The sequence below is a fragment of the Algoriphagus aurantiacus genome (assembly GCF_035156405.1).
Lineage (GTDB): Bacteria > Bacteroidota > Bacteroidia > Cytophagales > Cyclobacteriaceae > Algoriphagus > Algoriphagus aurantiacus.
Map to the genome: position 1 here is coordinate 70,189 of NZ_JAXRUT010000001.1, position 18,788 is coordinate 88,976.

At 40.5% G+C, this 18,788-nt stretch carries 17 protein-coding genes; 8 read left to right on the plus strand and 9 right to left on the minus strand.

All coding sequences use genetic code 11. The features are described 5' to 3' along the window. Nucleotides 1-30: 30 nt before the first annotated feature. The 5 genes from SYJ56_RS00280 to SYJ56_RS00300 all read right to left on the minus strand — a co-directional run bounded on the left by SYJ56_RS00280 (nt 31) and on the right by SYJ56_RS00300 (nt 6,395). Nucleotides 31-2,907: a TonB-dependent receptor gene (locus SYJ56_RS00280; RefSeq protein ID WP_323831365.1), complete on the minus strand. Its 2,877-nt coding sequence runs from the start codon at nt 2,905-2,907 to the stop codon at nt 31-33. Nucleotides 2,908-3,019: 112 nt separating this feature from the next. Beyond that, complete coding sequence (locus SYJ56_RS00285; RefSeq protein ID WP_323831366.1) at nt 3,020-4,255, minus strand: hypothetical protein; 1,236 nt, start codon at nt 4,253-4,255, stop codon at nt 3,020-3,022. Between the two features lie 186 nt (nt 4,256-4,441). After that, on the minus strand, nt 4,442-5,413 hold the full coding sequence (locus SYJ56_RS00290) for an AAA family ATPase (RefSeq protein WP_323831367.1): 972 nt from the start codon (nt 5,411-5,413) through the stop codon (nt 4,442-4,444). A gap of 171 nt (nt 5,414-5,584) precedes the next feature. Beyond that, complete coding sequence (locus SYJ56_RS00295; protein ID WP_416377775.1) at nt 5,585-6,208, minus strand: pseudouridine synthase; 624 nt, start codon at nt 6,206-6,208, stop codon at nt 5,585-5,587. A gap of 10 nt (nt 6,209-6,218) precedes the next feature. Continuing rightward, nucleotides 6,219-6,395, minus strand: coding sequence for a hypothetical protein (locus tag SYJ56_RS00300; protein WP_170124589.1), 177 nt, complete (start codon nt 6,393-6,395; stop codon nt 6,219-6,221). A 142-nt stretch (nt 6,396-6,537) separates the two neighbouring features. Here SYJ56_RS00300 and SYJ56_RS00305 point away from each other — a divergent pair, with 142 nt between their 5' ends. After that, a complete protein-coding gene (locus SYJ56_RS00305; protein ID WP_323831370.1) occupies nt 6,538-7,662 on the plus strand; it encodes an amidohydrolase in 1,125 nt (374 codons plus the stop codon). A gap of 115 nt (nt 7,663-7,777) precedes the next feature. Continuing rightward, nucleotides 7,778-8,872: a magnesium/cobalt transporter CorA gene (gene corA, locus SYJ56_RS00310; RefSeq protein WP_323831372.1), complete on the plus strand. Its 1,095-nt coding sequence runs from the start codon at nt 7,778-7,780 to the stop codon at nt 8,870-8,872. Nucleotides 8,873-9,085: 213 nt separating this feature from the next. Here corA and SYJ56_RS00315 read toward each other — a convergent pair whose 3' ends face one another. From SYJ56_RS00315 to SYJ56_RS00325, 3 genes are all read right to left on the minus strand, one after another. Beyond that, nucleotides 9,086-9,865, minus strand: coding sequence for an NIPSNAP family protein (locus tag SYJ56_RS00315; RefSeq protein WP_323831373.1), 780 nt, complete (start codon nt 9,863-9,865; stop codon nt 9,086-9,088). A 107-nt stretch (nt 9,866-9,972) separates the two neighbouring features. Further along, on the minus strand, nt 9,973-12,303 hold the full coding sequence (locus tag SYJ56_RS00320) for a M1 family metallopeptidase (protein WP_323831375.1): 2,331 nt from the start codon (nt 12,301-12,303) through the stop codon (nt 9,973-9,975). A 55-nt stretch (nt 12,304-12,358) separates the two neighbouring features. Next, nucleotides 12,359-12,940, minus strand: a complete 582-nt coding sequence (locus SYJ56_RS00325; protein ID WP_323831377.1) for a HupE/UreJ family protein — start codon at nt 12,938-12,940, stop codon at nt 12,359-12,361. Between the two features lie 84 nt (nt 12,941-13,024). Here SYJ56_RS00325 and SYJ56_RS00330 point away from each other — a divergent pair, with 84 nt between their 5' ends. The 6 genes from SYJ56_RS00330 to SYJ56_RS00355 all read left to right on the plus strand — a co-directional run bounded on the left by SYJ56_RS00330 (nt 13,025) and on the right by SYJ56_RS00355 (nt 17,579). Continuing rightward, on the plus strand, nt 13,025-13,516 hold the full coding sequence (locus SYJ56_RS00330; RefSeq protein WP_323831378.1) for a DUF6702 family protein: 492 nt from the start codon (nt 13,025-13,027) through the stop codon (nt 13,514-13,516). 263 nt (nt 13,517-13,779) lie between these two features. Beyond that, nucleotides 13,780-14,346 (plus strand): RNA polymerase sigma factor, encoded by a 567-nt coding sequence (locus SYJ56_RS00335; RefSeq protein WP_323831379.1) that lies wholly within the window; start codon nt 13,780-13,782, stop codon nt 14,344-14,346. Beyond that, nucleotides 14,318-15,592, plus strand: coding sequence for a hypothetical protein (locus SYJ56_RS00340; protein WP_323831381.1), 1,275 nt, complete (start codon nt 14,318-14,320; stop codon nt 15,590-15,592). Before SYJ56_RS00335 ends, SYJ56_RS00340 begins: the two co-directional genes overlap by 29 nt. A gap of 89 nt (nt 15,593-15,681) precedes the next feature. Then, nucleotides 15,682-16,071: a 2-polyprenyl-6-methoxyphenol hydroxylase gene (locus tag SYJ56_RS00345; protein WP_323831383.1), complete on the plus strand. Its 390-nt coding sequence runs from the start codon at nt 15,682-15,684 to the stop codon at nt 16,069-16,071. Between the two features lie 108 nt (nt 16,072-16,179). Continuing rightward, nucleotides 16,180-16,716: a YceI family protein gene (locus SYJ56_RS00350; protein ID WP_323831384.1), complete on the plus strand. Its 537-nt coding sequence runs from the start codon at nt 16,180-16,182 to the stop codon at nt 16,714-16,716. Further along, the gene (locus SYJ56_RS00355; RefSeq protein WP_323831385.1) at nt 16,716-17,579 is read left to right on the plus strand and encodes a DUF5777 family beta-barrel protein; all 864 of its coding nucleotides are present in this window, start codon (nt 16,716-16,718) and stop codon (nt 17,577-17,579) included. The genes SYJ56_RS00350 and SYJ56_RS00355 overlap by 1 nt, the downstream gene beginning before the upstream one ends. Nucleotides 17,580-17,783: 204 nt before the next feature. On the opposite strand, the gene SYJ56_RS00360 is transcribed toward SYJ56_RS00355, so the two are convergent. Then, nucleotides 17,784-18,329, minus strand: coding sequence for a 2'-5' RNA ligase family protein (locus SYJ56_RS00360; RefSeq protein ID WP_323831387.1), 546 nt, complete (start codon nt 18,327-18,329; stop codon nt 17,784-17,786). Nucleotides 18,330-18,788: the final 459 nt, after the last annotated feature.

Genomic DNA, 18,788 nt, shown 5'->3' on the forward strand with positions numbered 1-18,788 from the left:
GGAGCCTTTTTCATTTATGATAGTTGAATTTTAGAATGAGAACGAAACTCTCAAGTTGATTTTTGTTCCTGGAGACAGGCTACTGAAGATTTGATCTTCAGCTTGGTATGATTGAAAAACATACTCTCTCCTAGAATTTAGGATGTTTTGCACACCTAAACCAGCCTGTAGACGCTCATCAGCTCCGAAAGTTTTATTGATATTCAAATTCAAACTATTGAATGGTACAGAATACGTATCCGTTCTGTTGCCAAAACCTACATATTGTAGAGAAGCTCCTTGTACGTTGTAGAAAAGACCGGCTTCCCAACCTGTCACATAAGACTGATAGCTCAAACCCGTGTTAATCAAGTAAGGAGCCTGACCAGCCATATCCCGAGTGTCTTTGATCTCCTGACCTTCTCTAGCAGTCAATGACCTAGATCTGAACTCAGACTCAGACATTTTGATCTGAGATCTAGTAATCGTTACGTTCGTATTCCATGTAAGATTCTCAAAGCTAGGAGCAATGAATTTCAATGATTTTCTGAATTCAAATTCCAACCCTGCAACAGTACCATTGCCTACGTTTCTTGGCTGGAAAGTCCCTGGATCAGCTAGGAACTGAACCATCTCGATAGGCTTTTCGAATGTTTTGTAAAATGCACTCACAGATAGCATTTGACCTTTTTCCTGGAAAGCTTCCCATCTCAAATCGAAGTTGTTCACCCGGGTAGATACTAAGTTGCCATCCCAAAGAACTTCAGTTCCGCCATTGGTAGTTTCTGGATACAGACCGCCGATGAAAGTTCTGCCTGTAATAGGGTCAAGAATTTCTGCATAAGAAAGCTCTTTGAAAGAGGGTCTCGCAATAGTCCTAGATGCGGAAGCCCGAAGGTTTTGGTTTTCTTTCAGATTGAAAATCAAATTGACAGTAGGAAAGAAATCCAAATCATCAAGTACTTCTACCAAATCAAAATTAATTGTACCTGTCTGGTTGGTTCCAGTATAATACTGATTGTATTTTTCTACTCTCAAACCAACGATAGCTTTCAATTTCTCAGCTGGATTTGCTTCCAATGAAGCATACCCTGCCATGTTTGTAGCAATAGAATTGTAGGCATTTGCATTAATCGGAATAAAATCGGCATTGTACCTAACTCCATTTCTATTGCCAGCTGAGAAAAGATTCTTGTCAAGCATAATCTCATTAGGATCTCCAGTAAATTCAGAGTCTCCTGTTGCAAACTGGAAGCTTTGGATATTGAAGTCACGTTGTTTGAACACATAATTTCCCCCAAACTTCACTTTGCCTTCTCTTGAGAAAAGAGTCATTCTTTTTGTAATATCTCCTTTGCCCACGACACTATATTCTTCCAGATCTCTCCAGATTCTAGCCGGTAAACCAACCTCCGTAGAAATTGTATTAGTGGGCTCTCTGAATCGGGTAAATCTAATATCAGGATCGCTGATGGTGGATCTGGTAGGAGCTACTTTCCAATTAAATTCCCAAGCATTTCCATTGATATAATGAGTACCTGCAAGTAAGATGCTGGTCAATCCTCTTTGGCTATATTCCAAGTTATACTGCGTAGCCTCGAAGTTTGCGCCCAAGTTGGTATTGATAAAGCTAAATTCACCGGCTTTTGATTCGCCATTTTGTAGGTGTATCAAGTTTAATTTGAATTTAGAATTATCCGTTTTCAAAGCAATCCCTGCTATTCCTCCAAGCAACACATTGTTCACACCATAGTCCCCACGCTGTCTTTCCAAGGGCTCCAATTCCGTTTGGTCAGCATCTCTGGGCTTCGCAAACAAGTTGTATTCAGCATCCTGATAGAACTCTGTTTCATTCTTATAAGTCAGTGCGAAGTTGTATCCCCACGTTGCCTTTGGTCTGGCAAACTGATTTCCTAAAGAGAAACTTACACCAACATCCATAAGGCTACCGGCCCTGTAGCCACCCAGTGTTTTGTTAAAATTACCCAGAATCTCCTGGTACTCTAATCCTTTTGGGCTACTAGGATTACCTACAGCGTCTCCATACTGAGGAATGTCGGTGCGCCCCTCTGTAGGAATGGCTCTGGTACCATCATCAAACCCTAAAAAATCTGTGTTACCACCGTCATATTTCAGGTAGTTTGAATTAAAGTGCATCGATGGGTTGATTCCTCCGCTGAGACTCAAGCGCATAGATTTTTCTTCAGGAAAATCTTTTGTCTCGATATCTACCACGCCGCCTGTGAAATCAGCTGGTAGGTCAGCAGTGAAAGATTTAGAAACGATAATGTTGTCGATCACATTGGTAGGAAATATATCCATCTGGATAGTATTTCTATCTGGATCAAGACCTGGAATATCCACGCCATTCAAAACAGTTTTGGTGTATCTGTCACCAAGTCCTCTTACGAAGATGTATTTACCTCCTTCGATCGATACTCCAGTTACACGCTTCACAGCAGAAGCTGCATCTCCATCACCAATCTGGCGGAAAGTACTAGCCGAGATACCATCGATCAGGTTGGCAGCATTTCTTTTTACAGAAAGCAAAGCAGACTCGGTAGTTCTAATTGCCGAAGCAGAGACTGTCACTGTCTCAAGGTCGGAAGCTTCCTCCGCCATTAATAGATCACTGATTACGTTCACTTCACCTGCTTTCACTACTACCTCAGTAAGGTCAATAGAAGCGTAAGAAATGTAAGAAACCTGAAGTGTATAGGTTCCTGGAGCAACTTGTATTTCAAATTTACCATCGAAGTCTGTGACTGCACCCGTGGATGTTTCCTTCACTAAGACAGAGACACCAAATAGTGGCTCACCCGTACCTTCTTCGAAGATCGTACCACGAATGGTGCCATTTTGGGCAAATGCAAAACCTGCAAACACTTGTGAAAGTATCAGCAGAAATAAAACTAGAAATCCCTTCATAAGTGGTGGATTGGTAGATTGATTTTTCATACAGCAGTTAGAATAAATTTTGAAAAAAGGAAGAAAGTAACCTTGCAAGTCCTTTCTTCCTTCATTCAAAAGTGTGTGTTAATTATAGATCAGAAATGGCTCCAGAAGCAGCAGCCCATGACCAAGTGCTAGCAAAGGCTGTTTTGTCAGCACCTACTGTGTTTGCACCAGCTTCTACACTTGTTGCAAATGCATCCGTTCCGTTTTTAAATACTTTGGAAAGTTCAACGCCATCAGCAAGAGTAACTTCAAGATTCATGAATTTCAATGCGCCATCAGCGAATGTTGCCAATGTCTTGTCTCCGCTTAGAGAAAGATCTCCCCGACCTTCAGTGTCAACAGGACTGGCGAAATTGAAGAAGTAAATATTTTCGAAAGTACCTCTTGCACCATCTCTGAAGTCACCTAACTCGGCAACATTATTTCCTATGATAGTTCCGTTTTTCAATGTATGACCAGCATTGTAAGATCCTTCTGGACCGTCAATCTCCAGTGCATGATCAGTTTCGGCACCTGCAATCACAATGAAATTGTCCATCGTACCAGACCATGCTTGATCAGTATCCAAACCGTCATCACCTGCATTCCATACGATTGCATTTGTCACATTTACAGAACCACCGAACCATTCGATTCCATCATCTTGGTTACCGATCACTTCTACGTTTTCGATGACTGTCTCTGATCCTACACCACCTAATGTTAGGCCGTTGATTTCGTTTCCTTCACCGATGTTAGCACCACCGTGACGGATAGAGATAAATTTGATGATACCAGAATTGTCTTCATCGTCACTTCCGCCATATAGTCCATTTGTATCGGAAGGTGGAATACCTTCAATTTGAGTTTCAGTTACATCACCTGCAAGGGAAGCTTTTGCTTTACCCATTATTAGCAAGCCACCCCATAAACCTGAAAGTTCAGGCTCTAGGTTTGGAGAAGCGATTTGACCTGGAATGATTTCGTCAGCTACGGTAGTGAAGATGATAGGAGAAGTAGCAGTTCCTTGCGCATCAAGTTTAGCACCTCTTGCGATGATTAGAGCTGTAGCATTAGATCCTGATCCAACTTCACCTTTCACTATTACGCCTGGCTGAATAGTTAGTGTATTTCCAGCAGTTACAGCGATTCTACCACCAAGTACATAGGTCTTGCCTGTTTCCCAAGTAGTGTTGGTAGATATATTAGATTCTATTCTTAATACATCATCCTCCCCTGGATCTACAGGAACTACAGGTTTGTCATTGCCATCCACACAGCTAGTGAAGCCTATCGCCACTGCTGAAAACATGAGTAATAATGAGTTTAATTTTTTCATTGAGATTTATAATTGATTATGGTTTGCCTTGTTTGACGTTGCAAAGCTGTCTCAATTTTTCACCTCAAGAGAATTTTCCGAATTATGCTTTTTTTAATAATAGGAACAGAATTTAATATTGGAATAACAAAAAGGGCATAAAAAAAGGCTTCTCTCTCGAAAAGCCTTTTTTTGATGAAATAGCTGTTATTTCAATGTTACGGATTTGTTAATCGGAACTTTCTCCATTAGAATCTTTACCACATCCCTTGTGTTTATTCCATCAGCTTCTGCCTCATAATTGAGAATTATGCGGTGATTTAGCACATCTTCTGCTATTTCCTTGATGTCTTCCGGCAATACGTAATCCCTTCCATCCATAAAAGCAACTGCCTTGGATGCCAAGTTCAAATTGATACTCGCACGTGGAGAAACACCAAATTGAATGTATTTAGACTCTTCTTTTAGCCCATACTGTGAAGGGAATCTGGTTGCAAATACTAACTCTATTATATAATGCTCTAAAGGCTCAGCCATCTTCACTGCATTGATCTGATTGCGGATATCAAATATCTCATCTTTGGAGAGTATAGCATTTACTTCTGAGTTAAATGACATATTTGCCATTCTGCGCATTACTTCCATTTCATCAGCTTTACTAGGATAGTCAATGTGTACCTTCATCATAAATCTATCCACCTGTGCCTCTGGAAGTGGGTAAGTTCCTTCCTGGTCTACTGGGTTTTGCGTAGCAAGTACCAAAAATGGTCTATCCAGCATATAGGTAGTATCACCGATAGTAACCTGCTTTTCCTGCATTGCTTCCAAAAGTGCCGATTGAACTTTGGCAGGAGAACGGTTGACCTCATCTGCCAGTATTACATTGGAGAAGATCGGACCTTTTTTCACTTCGAAACTAGCCGCCTGCTGATTGTAGATCATCGTACCGATCAAATCGGAAGGAAGTAAATCCGGTGTAAACTGGATTCTATTAAAATCAAGATGAAGCACTTTGGCAAGGGTGTTCACCGTCAAGGTCTTTGCCAAGCCTGGTACACCTTCCAAAAGAATGTGACCATTAGTAAAAAGTCCAATCAAAAGTCTATTGACCATCCGGTCTTGACCTACTACTACTTTCTTAACTTCCTGTATTACGTCTGCTATTTTTTCTTGATGCATGAAATCTGAATCTTTGAGTGCTACTAAAGGGAGACTAAAATAGAGGTTTTTGTCCCAAAGGACAATCTTAAATCTTAGAAGCGGTAATGCCTCGCGATCAAAGGGATTTTATGATTTTTTAAGAAGGTCCTCAGTAAAGTGGGAAGTTGAAACCTTATAAGTTTATACGGTTCAACTACGCCCTGATTTCTTTAATCCCTCGGACTTCTTAAAACCAGTCAATCCTAACTTGTGATAAATGGTTTTTTCATCGATTTCCTGAACTTCCCCTACTTTAAATCCTTGTATGGTAAGTTTCTCCATAGACCAGCGCACCAGCCTCAGCGTAGGATGTCCGATCGCAGCAGTCATTTTACGAACTTGGCGATTTTTCCCCTCAATCAAAGTCAAGGAAATCCAAGTATCGGGAATCGAAGCTCGATAACGAATCGGAGGATCACGATCAGGAAGCGACGGAATTGGTTCTAATATCTTGGCTATCGCTGGCTTAGTTTTATAATCGCGACCCTCTACATTAATGACTACCCCCTGTATCAGCTCTTTTAAAGTTGCTGGTACAGGAGCTCCCTCCACCTGAGCATAATAGGTACGCTGGTGACCAAAGCGAGGGTTTAACAGGTGATGATTTAATGATTTGTCGTCAGTAATAATAAGGAGTCCTTCAGAGTCTTTGTCCAGCCTGCCCACAGGATATACCTCCTTAGGAAAATCAAAAAGAGAGGCAAGTGTCTGCCCCTCTCCAGAAAATTGACATAAAACCCCAAAGGGTTTATAAATGATAAAGTATCTAGCCAAAGTCAATTTATTAACTTCCGCAGCCAACGCAATCAATGCTGGAATCAGTAGGTTTCACTCCGTCGCGCTCCATCTTAAGGTTATGGATTTTGTCGCGAATCTCCATGTCCGCAAACATGTCGCCAGTGATTTGTGATTCCAAAGCTTGGATTTGCTCGTTGTAGTTTTGAATTTGTGCCTCGCTCATAAAAGTTATTGTTGAAGGGTTGAAATGATATTCTAAAATAGCCAGTGATCTTGAATAGTTCCTGATCGAAGGCTCATTTTTTTCGTCAAAAATGATTCCATCTGAGCAGTAGAAACTTACCTTTCGGAAATTTATTAGAATAATGCCTCTTTCAGAACTCGTAAATCTTCGCCATCTCTTACATCAAAATCCAGAAATTGCCGGCGAAGAAAGTGCTACAGCGGAGAAGATTTTAGCCTTTTTTGCAAAACTCAAACCAGATCAAACCATACAGAATCTAGGAGGAAATGGGCTTGCTTTCATTTTCAAGGGAAAAAATCCAGGCCATAGAAGTTTGTTCCGGGCTGAACTTGATGCACTTCCCATTCAAGAAGCAGGTGATCTCAGCTATATAAGCCAGACTTTGGGGAAAGCACATTTATGTGGCCATGATGGACATATGACAATAATCTGTGGATTGGGTGAGAAATTAGCTATGCGAAGACCTGAAAATGGTGAAGTGGTTTTACTTTTCCAGCCTGCTGAGGAAACTGGGGAAGGAGCTAGAAACATCTTAGATGATCCTCGATTCCAACAGATCAAGCCGGATTATGCATTTGCATTACATAATCTCCCGGGGTTTCCACTGCATCAAGTGGTTATCAGAAGAGGGACATTTGCAGCTGGAAGTTCGGGATTGACTATTACACTTGCAGGAAAAACTTCCCATGCGGCCCACCCTGATGCAGGAATTAATCCAGCTCAGGCCATCGCTCAATTGATTCAAACCCTTTCCACTCTTCCAAAAAAGCTTAAAAACTTTGCGTTGGTTACTGTCATTCACGCAGAGATTGGAAGCTTGGCTTTTGGGACTAGCGCCGGAAAAGGAAGTTTAAGCTTAACAATTCGTGCTTTTGAGCAGAATGATCTGGAAAGCTTGATCGGGATGATTTCTGAGGAAGCTAAAAAAATCGCTTTAGCCGAAAATCTTGGCTGTGATTTCAGTTTGGTAGAACAATTCGCAGTTTCCAAAAATGATCCAAAAGCCGCTGAAATTGCCTTGGAAGTAATTAAGGGTCTTGGCTTAGATTTAGTGGAAAAATCGGAGCCTTTTCGTTGGTCAGAGGATTTTGGCTTATTCAGTCAAAGTTGTCCTTCTTATTTATTTGGATTGGGGTCTGGAGAAGACTGTCCGCAACTTCATGAACCTACCTATGATTTTCCAGATGAATTGATTGAAACGGGAGTGAGGATTTTTGAGGGAATTGTAAGTAAGGTTAATGGATAAGTTCCCCCTGCTATTTGCTCCTAGAAAATATTCGTGAAAGTTCCCCGTAGCATTATATTTTGCATTATCAGTGAATTTATATTTCTATAAAACCCTGATATTTCAATAATTAACTATGAGTGTACCAAAACTACCTATTGAGAAAATGGCAAGATTTATCAAGAAACCAAAAGAGGAGATTGGTCTTTCACCGGATGCGTTGATTTTCAGAGGAGAGCAAAAAACCAAAGATGTGCTTCTGCGAATCATTGACTTCGATGCCTCCAATTTGCAGGAAGATGCTATTAGAACTGTGCAAGAGGCTATCAAATACCAAGAAAAGGACACGGTGACCTGGCTGAATATTGACGGTCTTCACAATACCGTGATCATGGAGGAAATCGCCCAGTCATTTGATTTTGATCCGCTTGTGATAGCTGAGGTAATGAATACATCTGCCCGGCCAAAAGTATTAGAATACGATAACTGCATTTTGATTACCATCAAAATGATGCAAATGAACGGAGAGGAAGGTAAAATCACAGTTGAAAACCTAAGCCTTATTTTGACAAAATCAGTCATTATTTCCTTTCAGGAAACAAAAGGTGATGTTTTCGAACCTGTGAGAGAACGAATCAGAAAACAAAAGAAACGTATCCGAAACGGAGGCACCGATTACCTCACCTTCGCCTTGCTGGACATCGTGATAGACAATTATCTCTATGTCATTAATCTACTTGGAGAAAAAACCGAAACACTGGAAGAAAACCTACTCGTAAACCCAAATGAAGTAGTTATTAATGAGATCAACAATTATAAGAAAGAACTGAATTTCTTACGCAAGAACATCAAGCCAGCCAAAGAAATGATTTTCTCTCTTGCTAAAATGGAAACAGAGTTGATTGAAGAAGACACAGATATCCATTTTAAAGAATTACAGGACAATATTAGTCAAGCAAGTGATTCTTCAGATAGTTACAGAGAAATCCTGTCCGATCAGCTTAATATTTACCACACTACGATTAGTAGTAAACTAAATGATACGATGAGATTTTTAACGGTCTTCTCGGTAATCTTCATTCCACTAACCTTCATTGCTGGTATATACGGTACCAATTTTGAAAATGTGCCTGAGCTATCATTTAGGTATAGCTATTATATAATGTGGGGAGTAATGATAAGTATAGCTATCGGAATGCTACTCTATTTTAGAAACAAAAAGTGGTTATGATCTACCCAAAAAAGTAGCACAGTGAGCGGGAATAAAAGTTCTATTTCGCTTTTTTAGATGCATAACTACTCAATAATCAGCCCTTTTATTCTGAAATTTTTGTGCCCTCTATCGCCTCCGTTTTTGTCGCACGAACGATACTTTGCGCCTTAGCGACATTGCGGAAAAAAAATAATGCCTAAAAAAAGCCGACTCTCGCCGGCTTTTGAATTCCTATAAATCAGAGTATTCAGTAGGATAAAGCAACTTTGTGTCGTTCCTAGAGACCGTATTCTGATATTCTGGCAGATCTTTCATTCCTGCCCAGTCTGGATCAGCTCCAAATTGCTTCCAATGCTCATTTCTGATATCCATGTTTTCATGGGTTGTCATATACACTAGATTAGGCATGTTAGCACCTGCTATCGTTTCTCCATAGAATATTGGGCTACAGTTTAATTTGGTGAAAATATCCATTTCGCCTGAGTTAAACATCTTAACTTTCTGCTTATATAGACGCTCAGTAGCTCCTTCATAGCTTCTCAGTTCATAAACCCGGTCTTTCTTTGCATTCGTCAATTCAGACTCGGCGAATTTTGGTTGTCCCGTCATTGCTTGCATAAGGGAAGTTTCAATTCTCTTATATGGAGGCTTATCATGAGCAGCATTGATGTAAGCATTTCCTGCTGTTTGGTAAGTTTGATCTTTTGCCAATTTTCCTTCCAAAGCCACATACTCGTCCAGGGACTTGAAGGGCACAAATAAGTACACTGCCTTACCTGCATTTGGCTGGGAAGCAATTGGTTTGAAAACGCCAACTTTTGCAATACCATGCTTATGTGCTGCAGGAATAAACGCCTTGGATAAATAATCATCCAGCATTGCTTCTTGCTCTGCAGTCTCTATGTGATAGGTTCTCAGCTCATAGAAATCTCTTTTTTGGGCAAGTACATTAGTACTTACTAAAAAACTCAAGACTATGCAGCCTAAGTAAATCAGGTTTTTTACTTTCATGTTAGGTTTATTTTAGGTTTAACTATTAAGATAAAATTTATCCGAGCAACTAAAATACAGTTTCAAGGAAGTTTAATAAGAAAGCCAGCTCACACCGGCTTTCTCTATTATTGATTGTTTTGTGCTTTCTTCATAGGGTTGCTGCCAGTGGAAGTTCCTCTTACAGCGCCAGAGCCCTTAAATAATTCAAATCGGCTTGGCTGATATTGAGGTGGCCAATAGTTACTGGACTCATCAATATCGGCGGTCTCTCGTTTTGGATCAAGGATGATTTGAGTGACTTCCTTGCTTTTAACAAATACTTTAGTGACCTGAGTCTCATTTTTTCTCCAGATTTCTACTGGGATTCTGTCTATCTCAGAAGTGCCATCTGCATATTGGAACTCCAATATAATCGGCATGACCAATCCTCCTACGTTTTTGAAAGTGATCTCATAGAAATTCAAATCGCTTTCCATTAGTTCTTTTTCCTTAGAAGAAAGACCTGCCATAAATCTCTTATAGCTTTCCTCGTCTTCTGGAGTTACTGTGAAAGGGTTATAAGTAGTATAAAAATCCCGTGTCGCAGGATTCGCCTCTATCACAGTTTCTTTGACATCGCTTCTATTGAACTCCTTGGAAACGTAATCTTCCTCTCGTTCAGCTTCTTCTTTCAAACCAGCTTTTTTCTCAGCAGGAGTACGATTGTCCATTTTGTATAACGCTACATTTGCAATAGCGATATCGACTGGCTCTGTACCATAGAACCAACCTCTCCAAAACCAATCCAAATCAACAGCCGAAGCATCTTCCATCGTGCGGAACAAATCCTCAGGAGTCGGATGCTTAAACATCCATCTGCGGGCATACTCTTTGAATGCATAATCAAATAACTCACGCCCCATCACCGTCTCGCGAAGTATGTTCAGAGCAGTCGCAGGTTTTGCGTAGGCATTTGGCCCAAACTGAATAATATTTTCAGAATTGGTCATGATTGGCTCCAACGTATTCTTCGTGCTTCTCATGTAAGGAACAATTTTGTGTGCAGGTCCACGACGCGAAGGGAAATTACGATCCCATTCTTGCTCAGCCATAAACTGCATAAAAGTATTCAAGCCCTCATCCATCCAAGTCCACTGCCTCTCGTCAGAGTTGACGATCATAGGGAAAAAATTGTGGCCCACTTCGTGAATAATCACACCGATCATACCGTTTTTGACAGCCTCCGAATAAGTACCATCCGAATCCGGTCGACCATAATTGAAGCAGATCATTGGGTATTCCATTCCATTTGCTGCCTCCACGGAGATAGCAGTAGGGTATGGATAATCAAATGTATGAGCAGAATAAGATTTGATCGTGTGTGCGACCACGCGAGTAGAATATTGACCCCAAAGAGGATTGGCTTCCTTGGCATAATAGGACATTGCCATCACGTCTTTCCCCCCTTGTTTCACTGCCATTGCATCCCAGATGAATTTACGGGAAGAGGTCCAAGCAAAATCCCGAACATTCTCAGCCTTAAACTTCCAGGTCTTTTTGGACTCTGATTTTCCCTTTTCTAGCTCAGTTGCCTCATCTTGGGTACGGATAACGACTGGGGCATCGTAGGTTTTCTTAGCATTGTTCCATCGCTCCAGTTCAACGGAAGATAATACTTGACTGGCATTTTGTAGCTCGCCTGTAGCTCCGACCATATGATCAGAGGGTACGGTGATACTTACTTCATAATTTCCAAAAACCAACGCAAATTCCCCTGAACCCATGAATTGCTTATTTTGCCAGCCCTCAAAATCTGAATAAACGGCCATTCTAGGAAACCACTCAGCCATTGTGTATAGGTAATTATCATCCCCTTCGAAATATTCGTAGCCAGGACGACCACCTACATAGCCTACTCTGTCCGTAATGTTAAATGACCATTCCACTCCGAAAGTAAAGCTATCGCCTGCCTTCAAAGGAGAAGGAAGATCAATCCGCATCATCGTTTTATTGACAGTCACTGGAAGCGGATTGCCTTTGGAGTCCTTTACTTCCAATACTTTGTAACCAAAATCCTCATTGGCCCATATAAGTCCTTCAAGATTACTAAGTGTCATTCTGGAATTGATGGAGCTTTCAGATGCCTTGGGAGAATCAGAATCAGGTCCCCTTTGATTTTCTTCCAGCTGCACCCACAGATATGTAAGTTGATCCGGTGAATTATTGATGTAAGTAACTTTCTCGGAGCCCTTAATAGATTGATTGACATCGTCCAACTCTACGTTGATTACATAGTTTGCCTGCTGTTGCCAATACATATGCCCTGGTGCCCCAGACGCAGTTCGATAGACATTCGGTGAGCGCAGCATCGTACCGAGCTGCTCAAAGCGCTCTGCATGATTCTGCTCTGATTGCTGCGCAAAAGCAGGGAAAATCCCCGAGATTGCTAGTGCTGTAAGTGCTAGTAGTTTTCTCATAGTTACTTTATTGTCAAAATACTCTGATTTTATATTAAGGCTTTGTGATAAGATACTACCAAAATTTGGCTTCCAACATTAGCATCAATGCGACACCAAAAACCATGGATGCCACCACCAAGGTCCATTCTTTCCTACTCACTCCTGCAATTCCTACTAATATAGATGTAGCAAGAAGAAATATTCCCACTATGACCAGTTGGCCTAATTCTAATCCAAGATTGAATGCAAGTAAAGGCTGCCAAATACTAGCTTCTTTGCCTAACAGGCTTCTTAAATAAATAGAAAATCCCAATCCGTGAATTAATCCGAAAAACAATGCAAAAATATAATTGATCGAAAGTCCTTTGCCAGTAGAAGGTTTTGGTCGGAGAATTGTAATAAAAGCTGTGATCGCTATGGTAACCGGTATCAAAAATTCGATCAGATCTGAATTTACCTTGATCACTTTGAACGTAGCCAAAGCTAAGGTTATGGAATGTCCAATCGTAAATGCTGTCACTAAAATCACGACTTTGCGCCAATCTCTAGGAATAAAGACAGCACAAAGCGCCAACACAAATAGGATGTGGTCATAGCCATGGATATCAAGGATATGCTGAAGACCAAGACGGAAATACAATTGGAACGAACTCATAAGAAAGGGTGAAATACCTCTAAAGAAGTAAATTGCGCAATTATACAGCATAATTAGCAGAAAAGACAGACTACAGAATACCAAATGCAACAGTTTTACTTATACATGATCAGCGTGGGATGGCTGGTATTTGCACATCCATTTCACATCAGTTTGACAGAGATCAAATGGAATGAACGAACAGAGCATATGGAGATTTCCCAGAAAATATTCTGGGATGATCTGGAGATTGCTCTGAGTGGATATCACAAGAAGTCCATTGATTTTTTGAACCCCGCTGATGAAGACTTGCTTAATGACCAGCTAAAGGAATACCTGCTTTCGCAAAATCAGTTGTGGATTGATGGCGAATCTGTGAACTTAAATTTCATTGGCTATGAAGTGGAAGATGATGCGGCTTGGTTTTATCTAGAATCAGAAAAAGTGAGAGAGCCAGTTTCCATTAAAGTCAAAAACAGTTTATTGCTTGATGATTTTCCAGATCAAAAAAATGTAGTGCAATTCTATTATGGAACTAATGCTCCCAAAAGCATTATACTTGGAAAGGGTAAGGAATTGGATGTATTGAATAAATAACAAACCAGACATAGTAAATCAGGAAATTAATAGCCGGCGATATTCGGCTATTTTTTTGAGCACTTAAAAGAATAGCTTTTTGAACTACAGAATAATTTGGACACAGATGTTAAACTTTACTTCCTAAGAAACCTTGTCTATTAGACTGATACTAACAACTTTCCTCCTAAAACACAAAAAAGGCAAAACTCTTTACTTATTTTTAATTGCCCACGCAACCAATTTGTAACTCTACTTGTATGGGCTAAAGCAAGCTTGGGAATGTGAAATCTGAAATTCTGGACAAAAAAATCTGGCAAGGCCTGGTAGGTAAAAACCGAAAAGACCAGGAGGTACTGTATAGACTCTATTACAGTTATGGGATGAGTATATGCCTTAGGTATACCTCTAACCGTGAGGGTGCAAAGGAAATCCTGCATGATGGTTACATGGTGCTTTTCGCGGATCCTAAAAAGTTTGATCCTGATCAGCCATTCAAGCCTTGGTTTAGAAAAGTATTGGTGAATCTATGTATTAATTATTTTAAAAAACACCAGAGAAAAGCCCATGAAACAGGTTTAGAAGTTACTCCCGAATCAAAAGACTTCCAGCCAAGCGCTTTGGATGTTATGCAGTACGATGAGTTGGTTCGATTGATCCAGAGATTGCCAACAGCATATCGTAATGTATTCAATCTCTACATTCTGGATGGATATACCCATGAAGAAATAGCGAAGATGTTGGATATCAGTATCGGAACCTCCAAATCCAATCTTTCACGCGCAAGAGAAAAATTAAGAGAACAGCTAAAACCCAGAACCTATGAGAAAGAAATCCTACGACAGGAGTGATAAGGAGCTGGATGATATTCTGAAGAAAATATCCGATTCGGCCGAGATTCCTTTCTCTGAAGAAGATTGGGGGGACATGCAAGCACGTCTTGACCAAACTCCCACCACTACTTGGTTAGTAAACAAAGGTTTGGGCTGGGCTGGAGCCATATTAATGAGCATAGTGATGTCAATGTTAATCTGGAATTCTCAATCGGAAAATCAGGATGCATATCAAAATACAATTGCCTATGAAACACAGCACAAGATGTCCAGATTGAATTCTGGAGAGTCAGAATTTTCTGAAAAAACCCAAGCCATGGAGAATTCAACACAAACTGAGATAAGCCCGATTAAATCCAATGATAGCGACTTATGGCCTAGCTCATCTGCGAAGATTTCGTCAGCAAATTCACAGATTCAGAGTTCGGAAGGTACAGAGAATACCCGTGCTGGTAAGGAAGAGAAAATAAGGGCTATGGATTCGAAGTCCAGCCTTCCAATAATTTCAGATTTTAAGAACATGCAGAACAGTCCTCTAATTTGGCAGGTCAATCACGTTCCTTCCTTGAATTTGAGAGTTTCGCTTCTCCAAAAAATTGATTTCCAAGCGAGAGAGGCCAAAGAGACTAATCCAAATCATGAAGAAATAAAGAAAGAAAGAGAAAATCAATTTGCGGGGAAATTCAACCTCTCTATTCAGGCTGCTCCAGATCTGAGCGGGATCAAATTGAACCAAGTAGGAAAAGTTGGACAAGCGATCGGAATAGGCGCGGAGTATTTTCTACGACCTAGATTCAGTATTGCCAGTGGCGTCTTTTATTCCTTTAAACCCTACAGTTCAGAAGATGGGTATCAACTGGGTTATGGTAACCAACCTGACAGAGTTATAGGCGAATGTGACATTCTGGATATTCCTTTCAATTTGAGGTTTTATCCTATTGAGGGCAAGCTTCAGCGGGTTTTTGCCAGTGCAGGACTTTCTACCTATTTAATGCTCAAGGAACATTATAAAATGGAGTACCAGAATACCGGAACTGGTTACCCATATTCTCACGAATTAGATGTGAATGGAGCCAACAACCATTTCTTTGGTGTGGTCAATTTCAGTGTGGGATACGAAAGAAAATTAGGAAATAAAATAAGTGTTCAAGTGGAACCGTACTTCAAAGTGCCAATCAACGGTGTGGGCGAAGGAGATATTTCCTTGAAAAGCACCGGTTTATTTGTAGGACTTAAATTTTACCCGAACCACCCCAAAAGATAATATTCCGAAATATTCACTATCAAGTTACTCCCCCTTTTCAGGGAGTGGTAGAAATCTATTTCTCTAAAAAAAACCAAAACTAATTAACCATGAAAACGCAAATCTCAATTCAGAAACACCAATGGGCCATTTTGGCGAGTATCACGGCCCTTCTCCTTATCTCCATCTCCTGCTCATCCGAATCAGAAGATCAGCTGCCTACCCCTCCTACTTCAGACAGGTGTGAGGACAGCAATGCATCACTTTCGACAGATATAATACCCATACTTCAGCAAAACTGTGCAATATCCGGCTGCCATGTGGCCGGTACAGGTAGGGCTGATTTTACGGTAGATGATAACATCATACAGTTTGCCTCGCAAATCAGGACAAATACGCAGTCTGGAATAATGCCTCCTTCCACTTCGGGCAAAACCCTCACCACCGAACAAAAAGAACTCATCTTTTGCTGGGTAAGTGGTGGAGCCAAAGACAACTAAATTATGAAATCGAGCCTGCCTACCGTACAGGCAGGCAGGTGCGAGATTCCATCCCGTTTCCTCCGTCACGGGACAGCTTATGACCTTTAAAATCAAAATGATAATCATATGAAAAGATTAGTCCTTATATCCTTTTTGCTTTTGCAAGCAGTGCAGGTTCATAGTCAATCGTTGCGTTCCGAATCAGGTTATGTCCGGTTCTTTAGCAGCGCATTAATAGAAGATATTACAGCAGAAAACGAAAAAGCCACGGCAATTTTTGACCCAACAAGCGGGGAGGCGGTTTTTCTAATTCCCATAGCTGGATTTGAGTTCAGAAAGTCTCTTATGAAGGAACATTTTAATGAAAACTATCTGGAATCTGAAAAATATCCTGAAGCTTATTTTCGTGGGAAAATATCAGGATTCACCAACGGGAGTCCTAGTTCCAACGCTGTTGCCGAAGGAGATCTGACTATCCATGGGATAACCAAGCCAGTAAAAATCCAGGGAACCATTACTCAACAGAGCCAGAAAATTGTGATGCAAGCAGTCTTTGAAGTTGTATTGGAGGATTACCAAATTGAAATCCCTCGGCTAATGTTTCAAAATATAGCCGAGGAGGTGGAGGTCAGCATAAAATTTGAATTTAAAAACCAGAAATAATGGATTTGAAAAAGCACTATCTCACATTGTTTATTTTACTTATTACATTTTCAGTCCAAAGTCAGGACATGCTGGAGCAATTGAGAGAGCAATCTGGGCAGGAGGCGGATGTCGTATTGGGCACTTTCAAAGGAACACGGATAATCAACGGTCAATCCATAGAAACCAGAGGAAAGGGAAATCTGGATGTGATCATCTCCCACCGTTTTGGCAGGTTAAATTCCGGAGGATATAATCTGTTTGGCTTGGATGATTCAAATGTTAGGCTGGGTTTGGATTACTCCATATCGGACCGTGTAACTATAGGATTCGGTAGAAATTCCTTGAACAAGGTATATGATGGTTTTATTAAAGGTAGGATTTTAGAACAAAAAACTGAAGGGATGCCTCTATCAGCCACTTGGGTAAGTGATTTCTCTGTTTATAGCCTTAAAAGACCTGAGTTACCAATGACATTCCAACGAAGGCTCAGGTATGTGAATCAGCTTATAGTAGCCCGTAAGTTCAGTCCTTTATTTTCCCTTCAACTGATGCCCACGTTTGTTCACCGAAACCTAGTTCCCACGGAAATGGAACCTAATAATCTTGCTGTTTTGGGAATTGCCAATAGATTGGCTCTATCCAAAAGAGTTAGTCTTACAGGTGAATATTATTACAGATTTGGGAAAAATTTACCAGGGCATAATTCTCTTGGGATAGGGGTGGATATTGAAACAGGTGGTCATGTATTTCAACTGCATTTTACCAATTCCAATGAAATGACTCCTGCTGGGTTTATTCCTTCCACTCAGGGAAATTTCTTTGATGGAGATATCCATTTCGGATTTAATGTGGCAAGGTCATTTCAGATTGGAAGCAAATAGATTAAATCATTGTATTGGCTACGTTCTAATGTGTTGCTACATTAATAAGAGGTTTTCACGTAATCAGACCCTATTAAATCTAGACTCTTAATTTTATGGAAAGTTAGAACTGATTATCCATCAAGTAAATGGACAATCGGCATCCTTCTCTTGGATAAGCACGAAGTAAGGTAAGGACCAAGTAGAGTTAACACCTTGAATCCCTTACCTCATTTCTATCCTTTTGTACAAAGCCCATCGTCCCTCTACTTTTTTTAGCAGAGCAATTTTATTTACTACCATTTCTTCCGTTAAATTCATTCCACTAGAAAACTGTAGAATATTTTGAAACTGTGATTTTTTAATGTCCTTAAAAGCAATAGTCATATGTGGATGAAAGTTTCGATCACTCAATTCATCCACGATGTTTAATTCCTTTTTACAAAAAGTTTTCATCTCCTTTTGAAAAACATACAAATCTTGCCCGGCTTCTACCCCCAAATAGATTACCCGCTCTCCAAAAGTTTTGACTCCTTTGATTGTGATGAACATTGACTCATAGCTCTTAATAAAGCTTCCTAGTTTCTCAGTGAGCTTTTCTTCCTTTGCTTCATTATAGACAAATGGCATTTTCACGGTAATATGGGCTGGTGACTTCAGCGCATATTTAGCTTGATACAGTTCCTTGATTTCCAACTTTAGATTAGTCACTTGCTCCTGAAACTCACCTTCAGGAACGATTGCCAAAAAATACTTTTGCATTACTTTCATATGATTATAAGTTAAATTTTTTAGTCCTTTTAGAGAAATAGTCGCCTGAGTATACTGTGGTTATTAAATATCCTCTTGTGTGACGCTTGAGTCATGCTTGATTTCTCTGTTCTTTTGCCTTGACGCAAAAGAACCCTGCCTACCGGACAGGCAGGCAAAAAGTCAAGACGCCAGCAAAGCTCCACCCCGCAAGCCAGCCGCCTGGCTCGCTGATGCGTCACCCCAGCGCACTAACAACAAACAAATCTGCTGATGCGGTGTTTGCCGGGATATAATCATCCCGCTGTGTGTCGTTCTTCGACATGCTCCATTTCATGTGTTGTAATTGATTTTACGGCCACATAGCCTGTCCCGAACTCGATTCGGGAGAATCTCGCAAAGTAAATAATCATCCTTCAGTGTGTCGATTACTTGCTCGATTTCATCAGGCTAAATTACCTTGAAAAGGAATTCATCTCT